At 40.0% G+C, this 23,920-nt stretch carries 21 protein-coding genes; 3 read left to right on the forward strand and 18 right to left on the reverse strand.

The window, feature by feature from the left end:
• Positions 1 to 136: 136 nt before the first annotated feature.
• From ACO1QW_RS12040 to ACO1QW_RS12090, 11 genes are all read right to left on the reverse strand, one after another.
• On the reverse strand, positions 137 to 442 hold the full coding sequence (locus tag ACO1QW_RS12040; protein WP_486258822.1) for a hypothetical protein: 306 nt from the start codon (positions 440 to 442) through the stop codon (positions 137 to 139).
• 279 nt (positions 443 to 721) lie between these two features.
• On the reverse strand, positions 722 to 1,477 hold the full coding sequence (locus ACO1QW_RS12045) for a hypothetical protein (RefSeq protein WP_486258824.1): 756 nt from the start codon (positions 1,475 to 1,477) through the stop codon (positions 722 to 724).
• A 261-nt stretch (positions 1,478 to 1,738) separates the two neighbouring features.
• Positions 1,739 to 2,137: a hypothetical protein gene (locus ACO1QW_RS12050; protein ID WP_486258825.1), complete on the reverse strand. Its 399-nt coding sequence runs from the start codon at positions 2,135 to 2,137 to the stop codon at positions 1,739 to 1,741.
• 355 nt (positions 2,138 to 2,492) lie between these two features.
• Complete coding sequence (locus ACO1QW_RS12055) at positions 2,493 to 3,359, reverse strand: amidohydrolase family protein (RefSeq protein WP_486258827.1); 867 nt, start codon at positions 3,357 to 3,359, stop codon at positions 2,493 to 2,495.
• A gap of 251 nt (positions 3,360 to 3,610) precedes the next feature.
• Complete coding sequence (locus tag ACO1QW_RS12060) at positions 3,611 to 4,174, reverse strand: hypothetical protein (protein ID WP_486258828.1); 564 nt, start codon at positions 4,172 to 4,174, stop codon at positions 3,611 to 3,613.
• Positions 4,175 to 4,415: 241 nt separating this feature from the next.
• Positions 4,416 to 4,865 carry a hypothetical protein gene (locus ACO1QW_RS12065; protein ID WP_486258830.1) on the reverse strand — a complete coding sequence of 150 codons (450 nt, stop codon included), beginning with the start codon at positions 4,863 to 4,865 and terminating at the stop codon, positions 4,416 to 4,418.
• 219 nt (positions 4,866 to 5,084) lie between these two features.
• Positions 5,085 to 5,732 carry a tetratricopeptide repeat protein gene (locus ACO1QW_RS12070; protein ID WP_486258832.1) on the reverse strand — a complete coding sequence of 216 codons (648 nt, stop codon included), beginning with the start codon at positions 5,730 to 5,732 and terminating at the stop codon, positions 5,085 to 5,087.
• A gap of 176 nt (positions 5,733 to 5,908) precedes the next feature.
• Positions 5,909 to 6,202, reverse strand: coding sequence for a hypothetical protein (locus ACO1QW_RS12075; RefSeq protein WP_486258834.1), 294 nt, complete (start codon positions 6,200 to 6,202; stop codon positions 5,909 to 5,911).
• Positions 6,203 to 6,212: 10 nt separating this feature from the next.
• On the reverse strand, positions 6,213 to 6,749 hold the full coding sequence (locus ACO1QW_RS12080; protein ID WP_486258836.1) for a hypothetical protein: 537 nt from the start codon (positions 6,747 to 6,749) through the stop codon (positions 6,213 to 6,215).
• 458 nt (positions 6,750 to 7,207) lie between these two features.
• The gene (locus ACO1QW_RS12085; RefSeq protein WP_486258837.1) at positions 7,208 to 7,522 is read right to left on the reverse strand and encodes a hypothetical protein; all 315 of its coding nucleotides are present in this window, start codon (positions 7,520 to 7,522) and stop codon (positions 7,208 to 7,210) included.
• Positions 7,523 to 7,595: 73 nt separating this feature from the next.
• Positions 7,596 to 8,219 (reverse strand): hypothetical protein, encoded by a 624-nt coding sequence (locus tag ACO1QW_RS12090; protein WP_486258839.1) that lies wholly within the window; start codon positions 8,217 to 8,219, stop codon positions 7,596 to 7,598.
• 93 nt (positions 8,220 to 8,312) lie between these two features.
• Here ACO1QW_RS12090 and xth point away from each other — a divergent pair, with 93 nt between their 5' ends.
• Positions 8,313 to 9,104 carry an exodeoxyribonuclease III gene (gene xth / locus ACO1QW_RS12095; RefSeq protein ID WP_486258841.1) on the forward strand — a complete coding sequence of 264 codons (792 nt, stop codon included), beginning with the start codon at positions 8,313 to 8,315 and terminating at the stop codon, positions 9,102 to 9,104.
• Positions 9,105 to 9,166: 62 nt separating this feature from the next.
• Entirely contained in the window at positions 9,167 to 9,400 is a 234-nt protein-coding gene (locus tag ACO1QW_RS12100; RefSeq protein WP_486258843.1) for a hypothetical protein, read from the forward strand.
• 322 nt (positions 9,401 to 9,722) lie between these two features.
• Here ACO1QW_RS12100 and ACO1QW_RS12105 read toward each other — a convergent pair whose 3' ends face one another.
• The gene (locus tag ACO1QW_RS12105) at positions 9,723 to 10,421 is read right to left on the reverse strand and encodes a hypothetical protein (protein WP_486258845.1); all 699 of its coding nucleotides are present in this window, start codon (positions 10,419 to 10,421) and stop codon (positions 9,723 to 9,725) included.
• A 130-nt stretch (positions 10,422 to 10,551) separates the two neighbouring features.
• Positions 10,552 to 11,193 (reverse strand): transposase, encoded by a 642-nt coding sequence (locus tag ACO1QW_RS12110; RefSeq protein ID WP_486258847.1) that lies wholly within the window; start codon positions 11,191 to 11,193, stop codon positions 10,552 to 10,554.
• A gap of 55 nt (positions 11,194 to 11,248) precedes the next feature.
• Between ACO1QW_RS12110 and ACO1QW_RS12115 the strand changes: the two genes are divergently transcribed.
• Positions 11,249 to 11,500 carry a helix-turn-helix domain-containing protein gene (locus ACO1QW_RS12115; protein ID WP_486258849.1) on the forward strand — a complete coding sequence of 84 codons (252 nt, stop codon included), beginning with the start codon at positions 11,249 to 11,251 and terminating at the stop codon, positions 11,498 to 11,500.
• Positions 11,501 to 11,618: 118 nt separating this feature from the next.
• Here the strand turns inward: ACO1QW_RS12115 and ACO1QW_RS12120 are convergent, their stop codons facing one another.
• The 5 genes from ACO1QW_RS12120 to ACO1QW_RS12140 all read right to left on the reverse strand — a co-directional run bounded on the left by ACO1QW_RS12120 (position 11,619) and on the right by ACO1QW_RS12140 (position 23,557).
• Positions 11,619 to 12,782 carry a PepSY-associated TM helix domain-containing protein gene (locus tag ACO1QW_RS12120; protein ID WP_486258851.1) on the reverse strand — a complete coding sequence of 388 codons (1,164 nt, stop codon included), beginning with the start codon at positions 12,780 to 12,782 and terminating at the stop codon, positions 11,619 to 11,621.
• 61 nt (positions 12,783 to 12,843) lie between these two features.
• Entirely contained in the window at positions 12,844 to 15,195 is a 2,352-nt protein-coding gene (locus tag ACO1QW_RS12125) for a TonB-dependent receptor (RefSeq protein WP_486258853.1), read from the reverse strand.
• A gap of 796 nt (positions 15,196 to 15,991) precedes the next feature.
• A complete protein-coding gene (locus tag ACO1QW_RS12130; RefSeq protein ID WP_486258855.1) occupies positions 15,992 to 17,413 on the reverse strand; it encodes a PAS domain S-box protein in 1,422 nt (473 codons plus the stop codon).
• A 3-nt stretch (positions 17,414 to 17,416) separates the two neighbouring features.
• Positions 17,417 to 17,848, reverse strand: coding sequence for a response regulator (locus ACO1QW_RS12135; RefSeq protein ID WP_486258857.1), 432 nt, complete (start codon positions 17,846 to 17,848; stop codon positions 17,417 to 17,419).
• 156 nt (positions 17,849 to 18,004) lie between these two features.
• Positions 18,005 to 23,557: a PAS domain S-box protein gene (locus ACO1QW_RS12140; protein WP_486258859.1), complete on the reverse strand. Its 5,553-nt coding sequence runs from the start codon at positions 23,555 to 23,557 to the stop codon at positions 18,005 to 18,007.
• Between the last annotated feature and the right edge of the window lie 363 nt (positions 23,558 to 23,920).

The following is a 23,920-nucleotide window of genomic DNA, read 5'->3' on the forward strand; positions in this document are numbered from 1 at the left end:
CCAGCTTTCAGCAGTAGGGGCATTCATTGATTTTCAGCTTCACTAATGGCACTAAAGCTGCATAAAGATATTCTGTTCACCCCTTGCAGTCAAGCCGCTATTGCCAAAAGCTGCTGTTGTGTGCTGTGCAATCGTTCTACTCATACACCTTCAAATCCGTATGGTAATTCCTGTGTTGTAAATAAAAATCTTGAACAACAAATATGCAAAGGTCAATTTGTGCTGACAGTTTCTTGTCGAAATGAAGCTCAATGAAAATGATGTCAGTATCCTCTGCTTCACGTACAAAACGCAAATCAATTGTTTGGTCGCCGGTTAGTTGGTAAGTCCACCATAGGTTCTTCCCTTTGGAAGTAGACGTTAAACCATACTTCACGGCATTAACGTCGTTGTTGTCAAGGTCATATTTCACAACATGGGAAAGTAAGAGAAGTGTCCACACAAGATTTGGTTCAAACACCTAAAATCCTCTCATTGCAGTTTCAGTCATAAGTCAGATTTATTTGCAGGCTCGCACTCATAGCGCATATTGGCCGGGGCTTTATTCAGGTTGGGAATTAGTATTCCGTCCGCCCACAACCGCTGCTGATTGAAAATAGGTTGGTGAAGTTAAGTACAAAAGCTGATAGTTATCCGGCTGCTGGAACTGAAGCTTGGATTTGCAATTTGTTGATGTTACAATGTCAAACTCAACTTGCATAAAACCCAATGTTGCCTGCTTTTATTCTTTGTCGCCAAATAAAGATTTTCGCAGGTAATAAAATCCATTCCAACTACAACTGCCGTCAGTCGCTTTCATGTTTAGGTACACACTTTTGATGTCGTACAAATCTGTTGTTGTGCAGCTTCCATCATTTACAAATTTTATTTCGTTCTCAAACCTGATAAAATCTTGAATGTTTTGTTTTGTCAATGTAACCGTTTTTATCAGGCTGTCACCACTAGATTCCATTATCGCTTTTTTCTTTTTAGTTACATAACTCCAATTAACAGCGTAAAGTCTTGCCAAATATTTGTCGTCCTGCTTGCTGATTAATATTTTGGAAAGTGTCGTATGAAAACAACCTTGAGAATGAAAATTTATTGAGATGGTATCTTTGTCTTTAAGTTTTACTAATGTGTTTTGTGAATAATCTAATAAAGTGTCAGGGCATAAAGTAATTGAATTAATTTTTTGGTCTGACAATTTTATTTGTCTTACAACTGATTGCTTGAAGTTGTTTTTATATGTTAGCTTATATTCTGATACTGGTATGTTTTCAAGGTTAATTGGAAACTGTCTATATTGCCTTGGAATAACTCTTAACATTATTGTGTCCTCTGGTAACTTATAAAACAATACGGTGTCAGCTCTCCACGAAAATGCTTCATTAGTTCTGCAATCACCTGTTGATAGTTTAATAGTTGTTGTTTTCTGTGTCTGCCCAAAACAGACTACAGAAAAAAGCGAGAAAATAGTACAAATTAAAAGTTTCATTTAGTTATGATGTCAAGTCTGCTCAAATTGCATAAGGTGTCCAATATAATAGCAGGCAACGTTCACAGCTTTGCGGTCGGCGGGGCAATTCTTTTACGTCGCCCTTGGCGACGAGTGCTGAACGGTGTTACTAAAGATAAAATTTTATTCAAAAGCCAAATAGAAAAATGTCAGCACGAACTAAAGCTAAATAGTATTACAGGTGATGACCGACGCTTTGCATCGCCCCCGCTGCCGCAAAACTGACTGTTGGCTGTAGTTCTACGTCGCACAGGGGAAAATTTTTCTCTTGTAATATAGATAAGAAAAAATAATTGTCAAAACACCGGCAATTAAGCCAATATAAATAAGTGAACTTTCCTTTTGTTCGTACTCTCTTTTGTCGAGCAGAATTTGTTCTCCTTTTTCTACTTGAACTAAGTCAATATTGATATTTTCACTCGTGTTGTTATTGTCCCGAAAATAAGCAGTCACGGTGTCGCCAATGATAAACTTGTCAAGTAAGTCGCCATAGTTTTTGGTCATTCTGTAAACTCCTAACTTTCTGTCTATGTCGCTTAATTGAATATAAAAGCATTTTGATTTATTCCCTTTGCTGCCATAGCGATAGTCAATTCCTTTATCGACAATCACACTTGTTAACCTGTCGTAATTTGTCAAGCTAAGGTTTTGTTTTTTAAACCCGACGAAAGCGAGGAAAAAGTAAATGAATGATGTCAGAAAAAGAAAAATTGAATTGAGAGTTCGCTTGGTGCTTTTTTCCATACTATTTGTCTAAGTGATAGGGTCTGTCAAGAATTACAGCCAACTTCCGTGCATGGCTGATGTGCAGGCATTCCGTGATTCGTCCAGCCCGAAGGTCAGCTGAAAATTAGCACAAAAGTTGATACTTTAAAATTAGCCTGTCTTAATTCTGTCGCCCCAACTAAAGCTTATCTGTGTTAATGTCGAAGAGAGTCTATTCGTCGCCCAGGCATATTGACAATGCGATGTTGGCTGCAGGCCGCTTTGAGCATCATTTTACTTTTTCGCAATTGAAAAACTGTTCTGCATTTTGATGATATAACTTCATTTTTTGTTCTGCTGACAAAAAATCAAGGGCCTCAACCGCCATAATAACTTTTTCAATATTTCCATTGTCCGTTCCAAACATCAGGCGATCCTCAAGTCCGGCATCAATAAATGCTTCCATAATTATAGAAAACTTATTCGAAGGAACAATATCAGGATTGGAGATAACTGATATGTCCGAGTATACCATTCTATTTTCTTGCATGATCGCAATTGTCTCCTTATAATAATGATCGCCGCTGTGCATGATCCATACTTTTAGATTTGGGAATTGGAATAGCATTGTTTTCAATAAAAACGGGCTACCCATTTCCATTTTAAAGTTTGGACTGCCGTGGTTTGGACCGGCACCTCCTGTATGAATACCTACCGGCAAATTATACTTTTGCGCTAAATCATAATAAGGGAATAAAAGTGAATCAGAAGGTGAAATACCATAATACTGGTTCAAAATCTCACCTAGATAGTCAATCTTACCTTCTTTAATTTGCTGCTCTACCCAATTTATAGATGGCCAGTCTTCGCCCAAACTGTAGCAGGACTGTAAACTATATGGTACTTTGCCATTTGGACAAGGAAACATAAGGCCATACAATAAATCGGCGTTTGGAATATTTCCGTAGCTGTTTTGTAAGTCCCATGAAGTACTTATTGCAGCCTTGTAAACGCCAGCCTTTTGTAGTGTCAGTATTTGTAAAGATGGGTCCTTACTTCCATGTAAGTGAACATCAAATATCTTTTGAGGTGTTTTTTGCCAGATGAGAGAAGTCAGTCCGAATAAGAAAGTAAAAAGAATTAAAAGTGTCTTCATTCGTATATTTTAGAGCTAACATTTAAACGACTCATAGGATTACAGCTAACGTCCACAGCTTTGCGGTCAGCGGGGCAATTCTTTTACGTCGCTCCTGGCGATGAGTGCTGAAAGGTGTTACTAAAGATAAAATTTTATTTAAAAGCCTAATAGATAAATGTCATACGGAACAAAAGCTAAATAGAATTACAGGTGATGACCGACGCTTTGCGTCGCCCCCGCTGCCGCAAAACTTCTTGTTGGTAGCAGTGTTATTTCTTCTTGTGAAATTTCAATGTCTTTAATGCTTGAAGAAATATTTTTTCGTTTGTTGGCTTTAAATTATCGCCATACAAATTAAATCTGTCAATGTCAGAACCACTCTGCCATAAACTGTCAATATAAATTCCCGTTGTCCCTATTCCTGATTTTCTTGGGAAAACAATTTTGGCTGTGCGTCCATCAATTGTGTCCCACGAAACATTGTTCTTTTTGTATTTGTCTGGGTCAACTCTCATTCGATTTTTTACAAAAATAACTTCGCTTAGGTCAATCATTGAAGTGTCAATTGAGCCTATCATACTACTGTCCAAAATTGTTGGCTCATACTCATATAGTTTGTTTGAATACCAGCCTAAATCAAAGTGTAATGTGTCGGTATTGTCAATTGCAATTCGCCCAACATAACTGTCAACACCTTGTGCTTTAATTTTTGTCCAACCGTTTGGTGTCTGAATTGTGAATGAGCCAAAGTCCAAAATCTGCCTGTCGCTTTTGGGTTTACTGTCAGTACAGCTTATGAGAAAAAGAAACAAAATTCCGGGTATTATTTTCATAATCTTAGGGTCTGTCAAAACATTGCTACCAACGTCCAGGGCTTTGTGTCAGCCTGGGCATTTGTTGCTGTGTCCGCCCACCTGAGAATGTAATTTAGCAAACGAAATTTATAAACTTAAAATTTAAGCGGATTAGTTGCCGGTCAACCCCATAGCCAATGCTGCATAGCGTGCTGCTGCTGAAAGTTTGCTGGTCCCGCCCAAGTTGCACAAAACCCCATGTTGTATGCAGTAATTCATGTCAGACCTTACCGTATTTTGTTTGTAAATCTAATACCTTTTTGACGTCGCAACCCAATACAAAAACTCGTGTCGTTGGTTTATCGAGTCCATAGTAAGGAATTTCGTCCTTCCAAAAATCAATATTTCTTTTTTGTAATTCTGTTTCAAGGTCAAGTTCGCTTTGTTTGTCATTGATAAAACCGACCATGTGACTTTTAGCAAATTTGTCCGCTGTGATTTTTTTAAAAGCAAACTCAACTGCTTCTTTTTCCGTTTGAAAATAATTTAGGTTTTGCCGTTCTCCTCTTTCTGTGTAATACCAAACATATAAACTACCAAAAGTATCTAGTCCGCAACCTTCATGAATATTTCTGTCTCCAATTGCATAGGTGTCAGCATAACAATTTTCAATCATCCACTCGTCAAGCTGTTTAATTGTTGTCAACTCTAAATTTATGTTTTCTGTCATGGTGTAAAGTGTCGGACCTTATTGCATACAACGGTTTCGGCTTGGCGGTCGGGCGGGCATTTGAAATACTGTCAGCCGACAACTGAAGCCGATTAAAGTTACTGATGTTGATTTTTATTACAAAAGTTCATCTGTGTTACGTCTGCTGGATATATTGATGAAAGTAGCACACAAGTTGAGAATATATTCTCGTCCCCCCGACTGCCGCCAAACCGTTTGTTACCGGGTGTATTTGTCTGGATTATTTAATAGTTCAATTATTTCTTTGCGGTCTTTGTTCATAAGCGAATGAATGTATTTCTTTTCAACGTTGTCAAAGTCTGGGTCGTCTGGTTGCTTGTCGTAAAGAACTTTGAGAATATTATTTGCTTTTTGTGTGTCACCCAACATTATTAAAGCAATTGCCTGATTTGTAGTCAGCATAACATAATCCCTATTTGTTTTTGTCATAGTGTCAAGCACCGAATTGCAAATAGTCAACCCTTTAGTGAAATATGTCTTAGCGTTTGTCGTGTCGCCAATTTGTAAATATAGCATACCGCTTCTTAGATAAAGGTCATGTGCAGTTGGGCGAAGCTGAATAAGTTTATTGTTTGTCCATAAGGCTTTGTCAAACTGATGAAGCTGGTAGTAAAACATAAGCTTGTTTGAATAGCCAAGGAAATAGTTTGTGTCAATAGTTGTTGCCTTGTCAAGCAGATTGATTGCTTTTTGTGAACTGTCGGAGTTGTCAATAAAGGGGACCAGTGTCATGGCTTGTTTATTGAGCTCAATTGCAGCTGGGTCAAATTTGTGTTTTGAAGAACTCTGTCCGCAGGAACTTAGTCCCAGAAGTAAGAATGCTATTAGAAGTTTGGTAGTCGTCATAATATAGCCGGTAACACAAATATTTATGCTAGTATACGCAACATCTCCTGATTAACAAAGATTGTAAACCAATAATTTACGGTTATACTTTTTGTATTGTTGTTAGCACAATCCACCAAATCCCATATCCGTGTGCAAATGTTTCATAAACGTTTGCACGTGCTTAATAACTGCTTTCAACAGTCTTCAGCTTTCCGTACGCCCGGGGTCTCACATAGTGGACCCCCGGGATTTAGATATGCTAACCCTTCTATTCGCAGTCCTGTCGCAAACTTGTCAACAAAAAAATACCTTACATTAGGACTTATCCGAATGTGGGTAACCTTAATCTGGCCTTGAGGATAATTCGTTTTACTGTTTTCAAAACTTCCATTCCCTCCAAGCATCCAAAACCCTTTTGCTATTTGCGAATAAGAAGCGGCGGTAAAGAAAAAGGAAAAAACGAAAAGCCAGGCAAATGTTTGTTTCATAAAATAATTTTTAATCGCCTTTTTCAAGATGTACCTGAATACCAATTCTTGTAATAAAATAATTAGATCGGCTGTACCTGTCTTTGAAACCTTGATAGCCTGGTAAAAACTCAATCGCAACACTTGAGTTTAAAAAAACAGCAACACCTCCACTAAATCCATATTGAAGTGAACGAAAGCTCGTATTGATCTCGGTCATAATTGCCCCATGCAGCTCACTTAAAATATTAACCCGTTTATCCTTTTCAAGAAAATAATACCGTGCAAATGGTCCAACGCCAATCAAATGTGATTTTACCATAGGCCCGCTTGTAGAACTTTTTTGAAAAGTATAGTTCACATCTAACCCGGCTGCAAATTTGTCAAAGAAAAAGTAACCTGCCTTTGGCTTCAGTTGAAGAGTAGTTGGGATATAGAGCAGGTTGTTATTAACTACTTTCCCTGCTGAAAACTCGCCTGATCCACCCAACATCCAAAACCCTTTTGTTATTTGCGAATAAGAAGAGCTGGTAAGCAAAAAGAAAAAACAAGCCAATGTTTGTTTCATCAAAGAAGTTTATACAAATGAAAAATTGAAATCGAATGATAGGAAGTGCCGGGATAACACACACATGGCGAGATGCTCATATAACAATTAGCAATTATAAATTAAAAAAGCTAATGTAACCGGGATTCAGCCCCTTTCAAAGTTTAGCTGATATTATTTTGTAAGTGAGTAGTTAAATTCCATAAGTGCAACACCTTGGTATTATTCCATTCGAAGTCTCAACGAAGAAGACAATTTGTATTTTTTTGCTATTTGTGTCCATCGGTGGCCATAATACTTTTCTTGTCTATTCGTGCCCACCCACCAAAGTTTCAACGCTGGAGGCAATTCGTGCTGCCCCACCTGCATTCATTCGTGTTAATTTGTGAAATTCATGGCTCACTACCTTTGTTTATTTGCATTCGTCTGTGGGCTTCACAGATTCTCATTACATCAATCTACTTCGCAATACAAACCAATCAGTGCAATGCTTCCTCCGTACTCAAATACTCCCCGGTTTCTTTCGTATCAATCGAAGTAATGATTAGTGTAAACTTCTCTTGTTGAAGTTCCTTTATTAGTGCAGCAGGTTTGCCTATATAAAAAATAGTATCCTTATGAAGAGAAAAAATGCTTTGATCCTCTGTAAAAAGCATAAAATCACCCGCACCAATTCTAAACCCATCCTCATATACCCATGTTTTTGATTTTACGTAATTCAGATCAATTGAGTTACATGACTCTGTAAAAAGAAGACTCATAAAGGCGGCAGTATGTTTAAGTAGTTTTATCATATCCTCAATGCTTAGGCGAGTCTACTGGAACTCGCCCTGGTTAAATAGCTGTCCCCTGAAATTCAAAACAAACTTATTCCTCCACCTCTTCATCCTCTTCCCACTCCCCTTTCACACCTGCAATAGCTGCTTTAAATTTTTCTACATAACCATCATCAACTCCATACTCACTGAATTTCTTAATGGCCCAATCAAAAACAGTTATCCCAAATCCTGTATCTCGATGCACAATAATTGAATGAAAATACGGGTGTGAATACAACCAGTCAAAACCTTCCAGTTGTTTAAATAAATGTCCCAGCATAACACCAAACTCACATACCGTCACCAGGTAAGCATTCGAAAAATCGGCAGGGTCGCTTTCTTTAATGAGCTGTGCAATCCTTGCCCTGTCATAATATTTATCCACCGCATCAAGCATTGCAAGATCAATCTTATCACGTGCAATGATGTGTTGAAAATCACTCAATGCTGCATCCACCATTGTTACATTAATATGCTCGGTCATTTGTTTTACGTAATCGTCACTCATGTACTGCAGCTCTTCCATGTTTAACGGCTCATCTTCATAAGATGCTATTACATACATATCAGGTCTCGCCATCTTAGGCCTGTCCTCTTCATCATACCAGGGGCTGAAAAACTTTTCGAACACTTCATCGCAATGGGGTAGTTTCTTTTTAAATAGTCCAAACATACTTCGAAGATCAACTAAAAAAACAAAAGAAAATACGCCTGTAGCGTGGCATCATTTTTTAAGTATATTAATTACAGAAATAAAAAAATTGCAATGCCTAAGAAGTTAATGAAAATTGCCAGCTATAATGTAAATGGCGTCAACGGCCGCTTGCCCGTGCTTCTTCGCTGGTTAAAAGAATCATCGCCCGATATTGTTTGTTTACAGGAGTTAAAAGCTCCCGATGAAAAGTTTCCGCAAAAGGCCATTAAAGATGCGGGGTATAAAGCCATCTGGCACGGACAAAAAGCATGGAACGGCGTAGCCATTCTTGCCAGGAAGACTTACGATCTGCAGGAAGTGGGTAAAGGTTTACCCGGTGATCCACTCGATTTACAAAGCAGGTATATAGAAGCGATAGTTAACGGTCTTCTTATCTGTAACCTGTATCTGCCAAATGGCAATCCTGCTCCGGGGCCTAAGTTTGATTATAAATTGGCCTGGTTTAAGCGCCTTCAAAAAAGAGCAAAGAGTTTGTTGAAATCAGGAATGCCGGTGATTTTGTTGGGTGATTTTAATGTCATTCCTACTGATCTTGATGCCCGCAAGCCCGAAAGCTGGGTAAAGGATGCGTTGTTCTTCCCCGAATCAAAAAAAGCTTATGCAGCCCTGCTGAAACAGGGATGGATCGACAGCTTAAGAACTTTATATCCCGCGGAAAAGTTGTTTACGTTCTGGGATTATTTCCGCAACGCTTTTGCAAGAGATGCAGGTATACGTATTGACCATATACTCTTAAGCCCTGCATTGAAAAAAAACCTGGTCTCGGGAAACGTCGACCGTCATGTGAGAGGTTGGCAAAAAACCAGCGACCATGCGCCCGTTTGGATTGAGTTGAAACGTTAGGTGATTTAATTTGATGGTTGCGGTCTCCACCAACCAATAAAAAAAACAATCCACATATTTATTTGATCGCTGTGTTATACTTCAACCAGCTCAATCCAAACTTTGATGCAGTGCTTGCAGGCAACAATGCATTTAATCTTCGTTTGCCAAAAGAAAAGATGCTTGCATTTAACGCCAACCGTTATAACATCCTCAATGAAAGCGTGCAATTGCTCATGCGTTTTTATGGCGAAGATGGTATGAAAGATATTTATCCGAAAGTATCAGATTTACCGGAGGTGAAGAAGAAGGGGTAAGTTTTACTTGACTCCGCTTCGCATCACGCTTTGAAGTATCCATGGGTTATCTCATAATTGATGGCATCCCCGCTTCCTTTGATAACAAAATCTCAGACGCCAGGATATCGAAAAGCTTGACACCGATGTAGAAGATAAAATCTACTTCGTGATTGATAAATATCATACAAAAAGTAAAAGCAAAAAACATGGGCATTGTAACAGTAAAGTGCCCCGAAGCACGGCGAGTGCCACAGCCCTTGCACACAAAGCTATCTGACACTACGCCTCTCATTGGTTATTGCCAAGTTGTTCTTTGAGAACCCTTTTTACGGGTTAAAAACTATAAGAATTTATTCTTAAAACTTGTGCCCGTGCCAATTCTTTGTATAGTTGGAAATAGCTTGTAATTCAATGTGTCTAATCCATTGGTAAAGGATATCCGAGTAAACCCAATTTTTTTTGTAAGTTTTAATATAGTTTGGTTATTTAAGGAGTGCCCTTGCCTTTCTTCACCAAGTGAAATAAAACTTTCTATTCTATATGTGTACGTACTATCATTTATTTCAGGATCGAACGAAATATTAATTAAGTAAATAGAATCCACTTTCGTAACTCCATTAAAATAAGTCACAATTTCATTTACTTTATGTGTGCCTAAAAATGACAAAAATACCTGTTCATTTATACTTGCCTCATCCTCCCTTATCAAAATGCCTGTGTCTGTATATCTTAGGTATCCCTGTATATTTAATAAGCTCCGCTTAGAATTGTTTAACTTATAATACACTTTATTACCTATCTCGGTTCCTATGGACGAAATTCCAAAACTATCTAAGCCAGAACCCTTCAATTGAAGATCTCCATAAATTTCTGGCACACCAGAAAAAAAAGAACGCTTGTGAACAGTATTGCAAGAGTATAACCCAAACAATATTAAAACCAGGATTCCAGTATAACTATTATTGCAAGTTTTTCGGAACCTCCCAACCTTTGAGTTTAAAAATTGTCCGAAGCTCCTCCTTGTTTTTTTCAGTCGCATTCCCATCCTTTAATTTTTTTTGTAAAAGTTGTGTTAGTATTCTAAATGCTGGAGTATCATATGTTACTATTTGTATAACTGTGTTGCTGTTTTCATCCCCAATAGGTTTCTTTCCCAGCAACGTCTCCCCTTAGCCTTGGGCGGTTGGCCGGGACGTTGCGTCGTCTGTAGTAGTATTTCCATCCTTTTTAATAACTGTTAAATTCATGTCCAAAACTTCTGCATAGTCTGTTATTTCATAAACACCCTGCTCTTCTGTTAAGTAAAACTTTGCAGAACTGTGTACATAATCAGCAGGAGTGTCGCACAAGTTCCACTTTCCTTTACATGGATTGGTATGAAAATAATCAAGTTTCTGTGTAATAAACTTTACTGTTTCACAAATCTTCCAGTCAAACGACAGTTCCCAAACATCATGCTTTTTCTTTCTCTTCCTTCGTTCTGTTTCAACCGAGCTGCTCATTTGATCAAGCAAATCTGTTTCATTTCGTTCTTCCAGTCTCTGGATAATTTCATAGGCCATGAAACGTTTACCGTTACCGATGATTGTATTAATGGATTGAAACGTATTTCTGAAACCAATAACAGCATGCACATGATTGGGCATGATTACATAGCCTATGATATAATGTCCTTTTGATGTTAAATGATCAAACCAGTTATATACAATGTCAAATCCGTTTACCTTTTCTATCAGTGGTAACCAATTGGTGCAAGTGAAAGTTATAGAGAAGATTCCATCAGTAAAAGGTATGTTTTGCTTGACAGGCATAGGGTATGAAGTTAATTCTTAGCTTCGTAACACGTAACGTCCCGAGACGGAGACGTTGCTGGGAAAGAACAGTTTTGCAAGCCCCTTCCATTTAAGCCGGCTGTTCAAAAAATTTACTGGGTGCAGTCCTTATCAGTACCTGCTTAGTATAAGGTTAAAGCATAGTGAAATACTGTTAAAAAATTCCAACATTCCACTTGCCGATGTTGCAGCTTCCAGCGGTTTTCTTAACCCCGATAACTTTGCCACTGCATTCAAGAAAAAGTATAAGCACATGCCAACTAGCTACAGGAAAGGCAATCACTAAGGCTTTCATGGAACTAATCTTTCATAGGCCCGGGTTATGCAGGCTTCTATTTTCAGAAAGATCAAGGCTCTCCACCAAACATACAATACAACACAACTAATCAACACTTCAACCGAATTTAGGCAGGCTGCAACTCCTTTCGTGCAGGTACAGCAGGCTTCATAACAGCATGTGTTTTGCGTTTTGATTTCTTCCGTTTACCCCACCAGATATAAAACCCCGTAACTGGTAAACTGGCAATAATAAGTGCTGCAAAAAATAAGGCGATACGGCCCGGTAATCCCCAAATAGCACCGGTATGAATATCATAATTCATCCGTTTAATATGATCAGCTACCGTTTTTGCATCAGCATAACTACCCCACACATAAGCACCGGGTATTTCCTGTGCCGTGTTACGGCTGAAGTAACGGAAATCAGTTTTATAAAGGGTTTTACTTTCAGGATTAGCCCTTAACAAAATAGGATCAGTCTTCTTATCCGGCAACACAAACAACATGGCTGCATAACGGTTGTGAAGGTCATGCTGCACATTAACCCACACGCTGTTCAATGCATCTGCATTACTCAGGAGCGTTGTATCGCCAACAGGTGGTTTTTTTTGTACAATAGAACCTTTGCTGCCGGTGAGTTTGTAAGTAAGATCAGCAAAGCTGTCAAAGGTCCAGATCAATCCTGTAAACACGGTGAGAAGAATAACCCAGCTGGCATAAAAACCCAGCACACGATGCAGGTCGTGGTTCAATCGTTTAGGCGAAGCCCTTAATTTAATTGTAAAGCCTTGCTTGGCTGCCCGTTTGTTCCGGGGCCACCAGATAACCAGCCCGCTTACAATAATGATAAAGAAGGCAACCGTACTCCACCGTACCACTTCATGCCCGTGCGGTAGTAGTAAAGTGCGGTGCAGATCGAGTGTCACAGAAAAGAAATCTCTTTTGTTATTCCTTACCTTAAGCACCTTGCCACTGTAAGGATTGATAAACACCGAATAACTGTATTCTTCTTTATTCCTGAATAATACCTGCACCGACTGTTCTTTGTTTCCATAATAGATACGCTTTGCCGGTTTGCCGGGCAATGCCTTTTCTGCAATTTGTTTGAGTGTTGAAGGTGGAAGAAAAGCAGAGCTCTCCTGCTGTACTTTTCGGTACGGCTGTGTCCCGTTCTGCAATTCGGGAGCAAAACAATAAAGGGCACCTGTAAGGGCAATGATCATAATGATGAGGCCAACAATCAGCCCCAGCCATAAATGAATTTGTGCGATCAGTTTCTTCAACTTCATAGTCTCTAAAAAAAATCAATAGTCCCGGCGTGCCGGGACTATTGTATTGTGCTTTGCAAATTTAAAGTTTCACACTCAGGGTAAGACGGTACGATGCGCCTTTCCCTTTGGTATAGCTGTCATTAAATGCTCCCCACTGCGAACGTGCAGTAAAATAATTTTCGTTGAACATATTTTCTACCCCCAGGTTCAGTGATGTGCTTGCATTAAAGTTATAACCCACCGACGTATTGAACAGGTTATACGCTTTCACCGGTGCTTTGTAAGGATCATACGACCCTGCACTGTTCTTTGCAAAACGATTCCGGTTCATGATACCAGTATACTGCACCAGCACATTCAGTTTGCCGGGCAAAATAGCATAATCAACATGCCCCGCAATTTTGGGAGCAGAGATACGCTGACCGGGCAGGTACTCATCTGATTCACCATCATACTTACCGTCATTGTTCGCATCCAGTTTTCCTTCAACATAACTATACGAAACACCTGCCTGCAAATTTTTCAATACCTGTGCATCAGCCGACAGTTCAAAACCATAAATACGTTCGGGTGCCCTCACCACAATAAAAGCGCCATTGCTGTAAACACTGTTTGCTCCAAGGCTCGATTTGCTGATATAACCTGTTGCTTCAAAACGGACGTTTTTGATCTTGCTGGTAAAACCCGCTTCATAGCTATCAACGATCACTGCTTCGGTGTTGATCTTGGCAATATCATTCACCCTTGCAGAACGTAAGGCTAATCCGAGATCTGACACACTGAAGCCTTGTGAAAAACTGATGAAGGGTGAGAAATAATCTGAAAGGTTGTAACGGAGCCCCACATTCGAAACAAGCGTATTATATTTTAAGTTTCCGCCTTTCACATTCATCGATGGAGTAACAACACCTGTTGTAGTATTTCTGCTGGGGAGAGTTGCATAATCATCCACAGCAATATTTACGGTTTCATAACGCACACCTCCTTTCAATACCAGTTTATCAAAGAGGGTGAATTTTGTTTGAACAAATGGTGCAAGGTTGAACATATCCATTTCAGGTACCCACACACGGCCATCAACCAATGGTTGCGATGTAACATCTCGTTGTGCATCTAAGCCATAAGTAAAATTTGCATCAAAGTTTCTGTAAGAAAGTGGCGTGTTCAACACCACACGTGCTCCTGTTTTCTTCGATAAGATGCGGGAGATACCCCCGTCAACAAATGCTTCTGAATAGAAGAAAATATTATCAACGCTTTGGTAATACACATCTGCATCGTAACGTGTATTGGCAACTCCTGTTTCACCGCTGAACTGTACACCCAGGTTATGATTTCCTTTCACACCTTGTGGCACACCCTTGGCCTGGCCTTCAACAGCCGTTGTTTTTTTGCCAGTTTTATAATCACCGTTTACAGTAACATAGTTAGTTGTCTGGCGGCTGCTGAAAAAGTTATAGCTGGCCTGTACTTTATGTTTCGGTGAAATGTCATAACCAAGTTTTGCAAATGCATTGTACGAATCTGTTTCCCCCAAACCATATACCGGCGGTAACACATCGCCATCAGCATCTTTGTGCTCACCTGTTTGCTCATATACTCCGCTCAACACATAGCTGAACTTTCCTGTATTGCCATAAAACAGCTGACTTAATCGGCCGCCCATACTGTTAGAGCCGTTTACAAACGATCCTGTTGAACTTAAGGCCGTTTGACTGTTAAATAGTTTACCTGTTTTGGGTGCACGTGTAAAATAGTTGATCAATCCACCCGCAGCGCCATTACCATAAATAGCCGTGGCACCTTTCACCACTTCAATACGTTCCACTACCGCCGGGTCCAGTGCACGCAGATCCATAGCACCATTACGTAGAGGTGTTGATTGAGGCACCCCGTCAACCATAATCAGTAAACTACGTCCACGCAAGGTTTGTCCGAAATTGCTGCTGAGGCCCGTGCTGGGCGCAAGACCAGCCACACGGTTTTCAAGAATATCACCGGGGTTGCTGCTGATGTTGAGGTTTTGCTGTAGCGTTTTATAACCCACAACCGAAACAGAAGCAGGTACTTTATCAATGGTTTCCTTTGTTCTTCCGGCCGAAACAATGATCTCAGTTAATTGTGTTTGCGTTTCTGTTACCTCGATGCTCACTTCAGTTGTTCCGCCGGCTGTAACGGTTACTTCTTTTTCGGAGAGCTGATAACTAGCTCCCGTTACTTCCAGTTTGTAACTTCCGGTTTCAATATGTTCAAATACAAATCCACCTTCATTATTGGTGATGGTTACTTTCTTGGTGCTTTTTAAACGAACGGTGGCCGAAGCCGCTGCTTTGTGGTCGTTGGTTTTTACGGTTCCTTTGATTGTTCCTGTTTGGGCAAATGCCATCAGGGGAAAAATAAAGAGGCAAAGAAATAATAGTCTTCTGATCATCTTAGCTTGTTTTTTTCTGCTTGTTTTTTTAAGATGGTAAAGGTGCGTCAGCTAAGATCTCCCCATGTATCGAATCGGTAAAAGTATTTACGAGATAAGAAATTTATCAGGGCTCGCAATACGGAAACAGGCACACTTAAAGCGTGCCTGTTGGTAATTTGAAAGAACGGTCGTTTGGTTAAGGTTATTCTTTGCGCCGGATGCACATCTATGTCCCGGCTTCCCGGTTATATCATTAAAACTTAAATGTTATTTGCAGCCTGAAGTGGCGGTGACGACCTTGATAGAATAAATATTCTCCTATAGGATCAGGATGCCGCCAGCCACCGGTTGCATAACTTCTGTTGGCTAAATTATAAGCGTTTAAACTAACATTAAACTTGCCGGTTGTATAGCTAAGTGCACCCTCGAAGCGAATAGGCGGGTAAATATTTGTTCCCTTCGCTGCTGCCCCGGGATTTATATGTACGATCCCTTAATAGGAGTTGCCCCAGCCTTCGCCCCCACCCTGAGACGATTAAACTCTTCTATATCATGATAACCAAAAACTTCAATCTCCGGGTTGTCTTGAATGTATGTGCAGATCTTGTCCAGACTAGCCATTCTTAAATTGTTATCATCTGCTCTCAATCTTGCTAATTCATGCACAGGGTGATGTTCATCGGTTAGTTCTGCCCGCAGATAGTAGGCCTCTGCTATAAAACACCCACTTATTCTCCACGTTTAATGCCCGCCAGTTCATTTCACGAACTAAATTGCAATCAAGAATTCATAAATCAGAAAATCACCGGGCTGCTCACTTTCCAATCGGGATTTCATAGTGGAACGCTAATCCTCCCTGGGGATGTTGATTTACCTGGAAACTTCCTCCTAACACACCTACTCTTCTTTTGATCGATAAAAAACTACTTTCAGCGTTCAACAGCTTATCACTCATACCTATTCCATTGTCAGTAAATTGCACACGTATCAACTGTTTCTCCTGCTTTAAACAAATACTGGCTTGCGAAGCCTTTGAATACTTCACTGCATTATTAATATTTTCCTGGATGATGCGGTAGAGATGAAAGCGATTATTATAATCCATCTCCTGATCAATATCACCACCTACCTGTAAAGTAAAATGCAGGCTGCCGATGTTATTCATTTTTTCAACAAGCTGCCCTAGTACATACACCAGTCCATGATCAATTAAATTTTTAGGGCGCACATTATTTACGATCTCCTTGCAGTCCATGATCGTTTGATCAAGTGTCTGTGAAAAAATGCCCAGTACCGGTGGTTCGTCTACCGACGGTATCGCATTTCTTACAACGGGGAGCATTAGCTGCATCGCTACAAGGTTTTGGGCAATGCCATCGTGTAGTTCACCAGCAAACCTTTCCCTTTCCTGTTCTTCTACTTGTATAATATTGGTATACGCTTCTTTTAATGATTCCTGGGTTGCCAGCAATTCAGTTACATCATTCGCAAGAATTAATTCAGCTTTCCTGCCTTTGAAATCAATAATGTTACTTTTGAGTTGAACCAGTATGAGTTCGCCATTTTTTTTCTGGTGCCTGTATGTGCCATCACTCAACAGTGTATTGTTCTGTCTCAGAAAAGCAACAGCTTTCTCCACCCAAGGAATATCAGTTGCGGGCCGGATATTCCTGATAGACATCGAAAGAAACTCTTGCCGGTTATAACCATAGTGTTTTTCTGCAGCGGCATTTACATCCAGGAAATCAAGAGACTCCATATCGTACACCCACATGGGCAGAGGACTGAGGTGGAACATCTGGCTGTACCTTATTTCAGAAGCCTGCAATGCCTCCAGGGATTTATTACGTTCTATGCTGTAAATAATACTTTTGTAAAGAGAACTCGCATTGATATCATCTTTGAGCAGATAATCAGATACGCCTAATGCCAGTGAACGTATGCCAAAATCAAAATCAGAATGGCCGGTCAATACAACGATTGGTGAATTCCCTGCAAGCAATTGAATTTCCTTGATTAACTCCTCACCTCTTTTATCAGGCAAACTCAAATCCAGTAACACAACATCAAATCGCTGTACCGTCGTTTCAAATAATAGCTTCGCATCTTTAAAACTCCGTGCATAGTAAAGCGTTGGCAACACTATTTGCTCTGCCAGGTATTCTTCAATCAACAATATATCTCCCCGGTTGTCTTCAATTATACAGATATGATAAGGCTTAACTTCGTTTATCATAGATCAGGTATTATCCGGCAATTTCACAAGATTGATCCAGAAATTTTCGATTGTTCCAATCGCTGTAATAAACTCATCCACTTCCACCGGTTTGGTGATGTAACAGTTTGCATGATTCTTATAAGAGAGGTTAATATCACTTGGAGATGAAGAAGTAGTCAGCATGATCACGGGTATTTGTTTCAGGGAATCATCCTGCTTAACAAATTGCAACACTTCATGCCCGTTTTTTTTAGGGAGATTCACGTCCAGTATCAAAAGATCAGGTAAATCAGGCATTTCACTTGCAGCCTCCGCCGTTAAATAATCAATCGCTTGTTTACCATCTTTTAACACAGTAATACGGTTAATGATCTTACCCTCCTGAAACGCTTCTTTGGTAAGCAATATGTCACCTTCGTTATCTTCTACTAATAAAATATGGATTGCCTTCATCGTACAGAGGTTTAATGGTTTTAATGTAGTGTTTGGTTTATAAAAAACAGTAAGATGATTTCAGAAGGCTGTCAATAAAAAAGTCAATTTACAACAATTCCTTGGTGGTTACCCTAAGCCGTTAAAACAGAAACAGCGGGTAAAACTCAGGAACTTTTATCGAATCACCGGTTTCGCTACCGTAAAGAAAAAGGAACTGCCTTTGCCTTCCTCAGAAGCTACCCAGATTTTACCACCTAAACTCTCCACTATTTTCTTGGAAATAGATAAGCCCATACCAGTACCGCTGTATTCATCTTTATTATGCAAACGCTGGAAAATAATAAAGATCTTTTCAAAATATTCCCGGTCAATGCCAATGCCGTTATCGCTTATGCAAAATTCAAACTGCCCATCGGTTTCCTTTACTGATACATTCACCTCTGCAGGTCGATTTGCATCACTGTACTTTAATGCATTGCCAATCAGGTTTTGAAACAGTTGCCGCAGTGGTGAGCGATGTGAAACCAGTACCGGCAGCCTATCGTTGCTGATGCGGGCTTGCTTTTCTTCTATCTGTCGTTTAAACAAAAACTTGATTTCTTCAATCAGTTCGTTAAGATTTACCTGTTCGGGATTGCTTCCTGCACGTCCAATGCGGGAGTACTCAAGCAAGTCCAGGATAATCTGCCGCATACGTTTTGCACCATCCACTGCAAAATGAATATACTGTTTGCCCTTTTCGCCCAGCACCGGTGAATAGCGTTTATCCACCTGCGTGAGGAAGCTGGTAATCATCCGTAAAGGTTCCTGCAAATCATGCGAAGCGATATAAGCAAACTGTTCCAGTTCTGCATTTGAAACAGCAAGCTGTTTGGCACGTTGATCAAGACTTGCATTTAATTTACGTAACGATTCTTCATACTCTTTTCGATAGGTAATATCCGTCATGGCACCCACCACCCGTAGCACTTTGCCGTCGCTGTCACGTAAAAATGTGGCCCGGTCGATTACAAAGGCATACGACCCGTCAGCTTTCAGGAAACGATACTCTTCAAACCAATTACTCAAATTCGGATCCATCATGTACTGATACACTTTATTGGTTACACGTTCTCTGTCTTGCTCGTGGATTAATGAAACCAATAATTCGAACGATGGCTCTGTTTCCTCTTCGTTATATCTAAACAATGTATAAAACCCCTTACCCCAAAACAAATCATTGTTTACAACATCATAATCCCAAATGGCATCGTTGGTGGCTTCCGTTACTTTTTCGAAGCGTTCATTTGACTGGCGTAACTTTTCTTCATTTCTTTTCCGTTCTGAAATATCGGTCATAGCGCCCACCATTCTTATTGCTTTACCTTCTTTGTCTCGGATAATAATGCCTTTATCAACTACATAACAAATTTCTTTGTCCTCATTAATGATTCGATAGTCCATTTCCCATTTATTTACAGCAGGATTTTGTATTGCCTTTTCAAGACTTTGTTTGATTTGTAAAAGGTCATCTTCATAAAATCGATCTGTCCAAAAATCAGTTTCGGCCAGGGATTTTAATGCACTTTCTCCAAAGAAATTTTCAATTCCCTTACCCCTAAAAAAGGTTTGGGTTTCAATATCCCAATCCCAAATAGCATCATTTGTAGCCTCGGTTACTTTTTCAAAGCGCTCATTCGCCTCTTTGATTTCTCTTTCTGCTTTTTTACGCTGTGTAATATCCCTGATGAAGGCACAGAAAAATTCTTCACCACCCTGTTTAATTGGTATTACTGTTAATTCAATTGGAAATTCTTCTCCATTTCTTCTTATGGCAGATAATTCCAATAATACATTGAGGGCTTTCCCTTCTCCTGTTTGAAGATAGTTTTTTATCCCTTCAACATGGAACTTGCGGAAGGGTTCTGGTATAATCATTTCGGATAATGGTTTTCCCATCACTTCTTCCGCTTTCCATCCAAAAATAACTTCTGCCTGGGAATTCCAGAAGGTAATCGTTTCATTGGTATCAATAGAAATAATGGCATCCAGGGCACCATTCATGATTAGCCTTCTTTTCTCCTCGCTTTTTGCAATTTCTGCATTCGCTTCTTTACGTTCGTGAATATCCTGGAAACTTCCATACACTCGTATACAACGTCCTTCACTAAACTCGGGTGAGCCAATTGCCCTTACCCAACGTTCATTCCCTTTTGCTGTTATCAGTTGCAACTCTTCATCAAAGGCCTCCCCTTTTTCAATAGCAGCAGCTATAAGAGCATATATCTTTGTTCTGCTTTCGCCTTCTTTATAAAAAGAAATCCCGGTTTCTACCAGTGGCATATAATCATCATCCACTTCATGAATTTGCTTTGTAACATCCGACCAATACAATTCATTTGTTGTTAAGTCAACTTCCCAACTGCCAATACGTGCCAGTTGATTGGCCTTATCCAGCAACTCCTGTAGTTTTTTTGTCTCTGTAATATTTTTTGCAACAGCATAGATCAACCGATCCTCAACAGATGAACTACAGGTCCATGAAAGCCAGATAATGGAACCGTCTTTTTGGATATACCTGTTTTCAAAATAAAAAACAGTTTCACCCTCTGCTAAACTATTCACAGCATTCACAGAAATCATACGGTCATCCGGATGCATAAATTCGTAGGAAGGTTTACTGAGTAACTCCTGTTCTGTGTATCCAAGCAGCTCGCATCCGGCACTGTTTATCCGTTTAAAATTTCCATCAAAGTCGGCCAAACCAATAATGTCCGGTGCCGTATTAAAAATCCGGTTCAGTTCTTCCTCTAGATATTTTCGCTTTAACTCAGCGCCCAGGAATGTCTCCAGTTCTGTAAAAAGGTTTTTGTATTGTTGCAGATTCTGCACATCATGTGCCGTCATAAATACAAGTACACCCACTACTTCATCGTTATGCAAAAGCGGAATCCCTAGTGCTGCAGTAAAGCCGGCATTTTCAGCAGCCTGCCGCCGAACATATTCTGCTCGCATTTCACCACTGTTCCACATAATAATTTTTCGTTCCTTCCACACAGTTCCAGGTAATCCAGCACCCTCTGAAAATGACTTGATATGTCCGGCTTCCTTGTAAAACAAATTTGAACGTTCATCGGTTGTATAATTCCCCACGAGGTTCATCGTCTTTTTATCTGCACTCACCAACCATGCTTCCCCCAAATTAATCGTGGCATATTGCACCAGGTTCTGCAATACAATTTCAAGCGTAGGCTTCAACCCTATATCCTGGTTAAACAAACGACTGATCTCCGCAAGCAATTGTTTCTGCAACTCCTGCATTTTCTGTTTTGTCACATCACGTTCAATAGCGATCCAATGCGTAAACCATCCTTTTTCATCCGCCACCGGGCTTATAGACATATTGATCCAGAATTCTTCGCCATTCTTCTTATAATTAATGGTTGTAATTTCACAAGCCTCCCATTTCTGCAATGCACGGGATAAACGATCCAGTTCTTTGCGATCGCTCTTTGGCCCTTGCAGAATACGGGGTGTTCTGCCAATCACTTCTTCTGATGTATACCCCGTCATGCGGGTAAACGCATCGTTTACATACATAATAGCGGGGCCTTCGTTCTGCAGTGGTTCCGCTTCAGTAATTAACACAGCATCGTTGGTATTCGTGATCACACTTTCCATCAATTTCAATTGACGTTCTTTCTGTTTACGGATGGTAATATCCTGCATGGCACCAATTACACGTAAAGCTCTACCGTTGATATCCCGAACTATTACCGCTTTGTTTTGCACAAAGGCATAACTGCCGTCAGCTTTGCGGTAACGATGCTCAAGTTCCCAGTTCAGATCATTGGAAGAAAGCGTAAGGTTTGCACTTGCCAGCACCATTTCCGTTTCAGAAGGATGAATGCGTTGTTTCACTTTCTCGATATCACTCATACCATCCTGGTCAAGCTCTCCAAACAAATCGTTGTAGGCTTCGCTCCAGAAAACTTTTCCCGAAAAAATATCCCAATCCCACACAGCATCAAACGTCGCCTTTGTGACATACGCATATCGTTGATTGCTTTCTTTTAATTTTTCCTCGGCCTGTTTTCGTTCGGTTATATCCTGGCAGGTTCCCACAGCTTTTATCGGTTGCCCTGAATCATTTCTAACAATTTTCCATCGCTCCTCAACTATTTTCGTGTAGCCGCTGGGGGTAACGATACGATGCTCAATTGTAGTTCCGCCGTCCTCATTCAATGATGCTTCTAAAGCGTTATTCACTTTGTCACGATCTTCCGGATGCACATGTTCTATAAAAGAAGCATAAGTTACCTGAAATGATGCCGGATCTAATTCAAAAATCCGGAATGATTCCGCACTCCAGCTAAGATTCAAACTGACAAGATCGGTCTCCCAACTTCCAACTTTTGCAACCGCCTGCGCCTCCGCCAGCCTTGCTTCACTTTCTTGTATTTCCCTTGTTCGGAGATATTCATTGGTTACATCAATTACTGTAGAGATCATTAAATTCTGATCCGGCAACGGAATATTCTTTGCATTCACATAACGTTTCTCCCCATTGTCTGCAATCACCATAATATTATTCCATTGCATACGCTGAGGATCGCCGGTTTTAATATCTTCCAGAATTTTGCTCATTATTTCCTGTCGATATAACTCATCGGGATACACTTTTTCAAAAAATGTATGAATATCGGTAAGGTCTGCATGTTCCCATCCGTAGATCTTGCCAAATGCTTTATTTACGATCGTTGCCTGCCCATCTGTTATTTTGTTTACGGCAATACCAATAGGCAATTCTTCGATTACACGTTCAATAAAACTGTTGCGTTGCTCAAGTGTGTTTAGTAATTGCTTTTGCTGATGTTGCAGTTCGTTTTTTTCGGTAACATCAATGCAAACAACCGTTATACAATCCTGTCCATCGTATTGAATCCGTTGCCCGGTTACATCTACCTGTATAATTGTGCCATCTTTTTTTTGATGATTAACAGTTCCAAAATACATCACACCTTCCATCCTTACTATTTCGGTATGTGAGTGCTGTAGCTTTGGCAGTTCAGATACGGGGTGCAGCGCTTGAATATTCATTGACAGAAATTCGTTTCTGCTGTAACCATAATGCTTTTCTGCTGCAAGATTTACATCAATAATCTGATAGGTTTGAAGATTATAGATCCATTTAGGCATCGGACTCAGGTTAAAAATATACCGGTATTTCTCTTCCGAGTTCTTCAGTTTTATTTCTGCTTCAATTCGTTCCGTCACGTCTCTGAAATTGTCAACAATTCCATTGATGTTCGGGTCGTCCAGGAGATTGGTAACAGTTGCTTCCAGCCAGCGCCAGCTTCCATTCTTATGTTTAATTCTTGCCGTATGCCCTTGCATCGCCACACCGGGATTAGCCATCACCTCCAGCATACGTGTGCCAACTGCCGCCTTGTCTTCCGGATGAACAACGTCAAACAAGTTGAGTTTTAACGTTTCCGCTTCTGTATAACCTAATACTTTGCTGATTGAAGGTGAAACATACGTTGGTTTACCCTCCGCACTTAAAATCACTATTACATCAGCTCCGTTTTCAACCAATGCACGAAACCGCTTTTCGTTGTTTATTAAACTTTCAGGTAATATTTCCGGGCCCCCGGAAAATGCACCAATATCAACATTGTTCAAAGGAACGGATGCCTGAGCTTTATTACCGACTGATTTTGAGTTGCTTGCTTTTTTACTTGACATACGAAAACTATATTTTATCCACTACATCAACAGGAAACCATTACTTATCTGTTCAATAAACGAAAATTTAATGTTACAATAGCAAGCTTTAATACTAACACTCACAGCATTTTTAGTTGACAAATCAAACGCACCCATTTCTGCTGCAACAAACCATTGAACGGGTATTCCCGTTGCAATTAAAATGCGTGTCAACAGTTATAACTGAACAGGATCAGTTCTTAAAATTTAAACCTTATCTGCATCAAAAATGTAATAACGAAATACCAACGATGTTTCAGAGGATGCTTCACCCGTCACACAATTAATTTCATCATTGTAATGTAAAGCAAAACTACTGGAAAACAACCCTCTGTTACCGGG

It is taken from the genome of Lacibacter sp. (assembly GCF_057361365.1).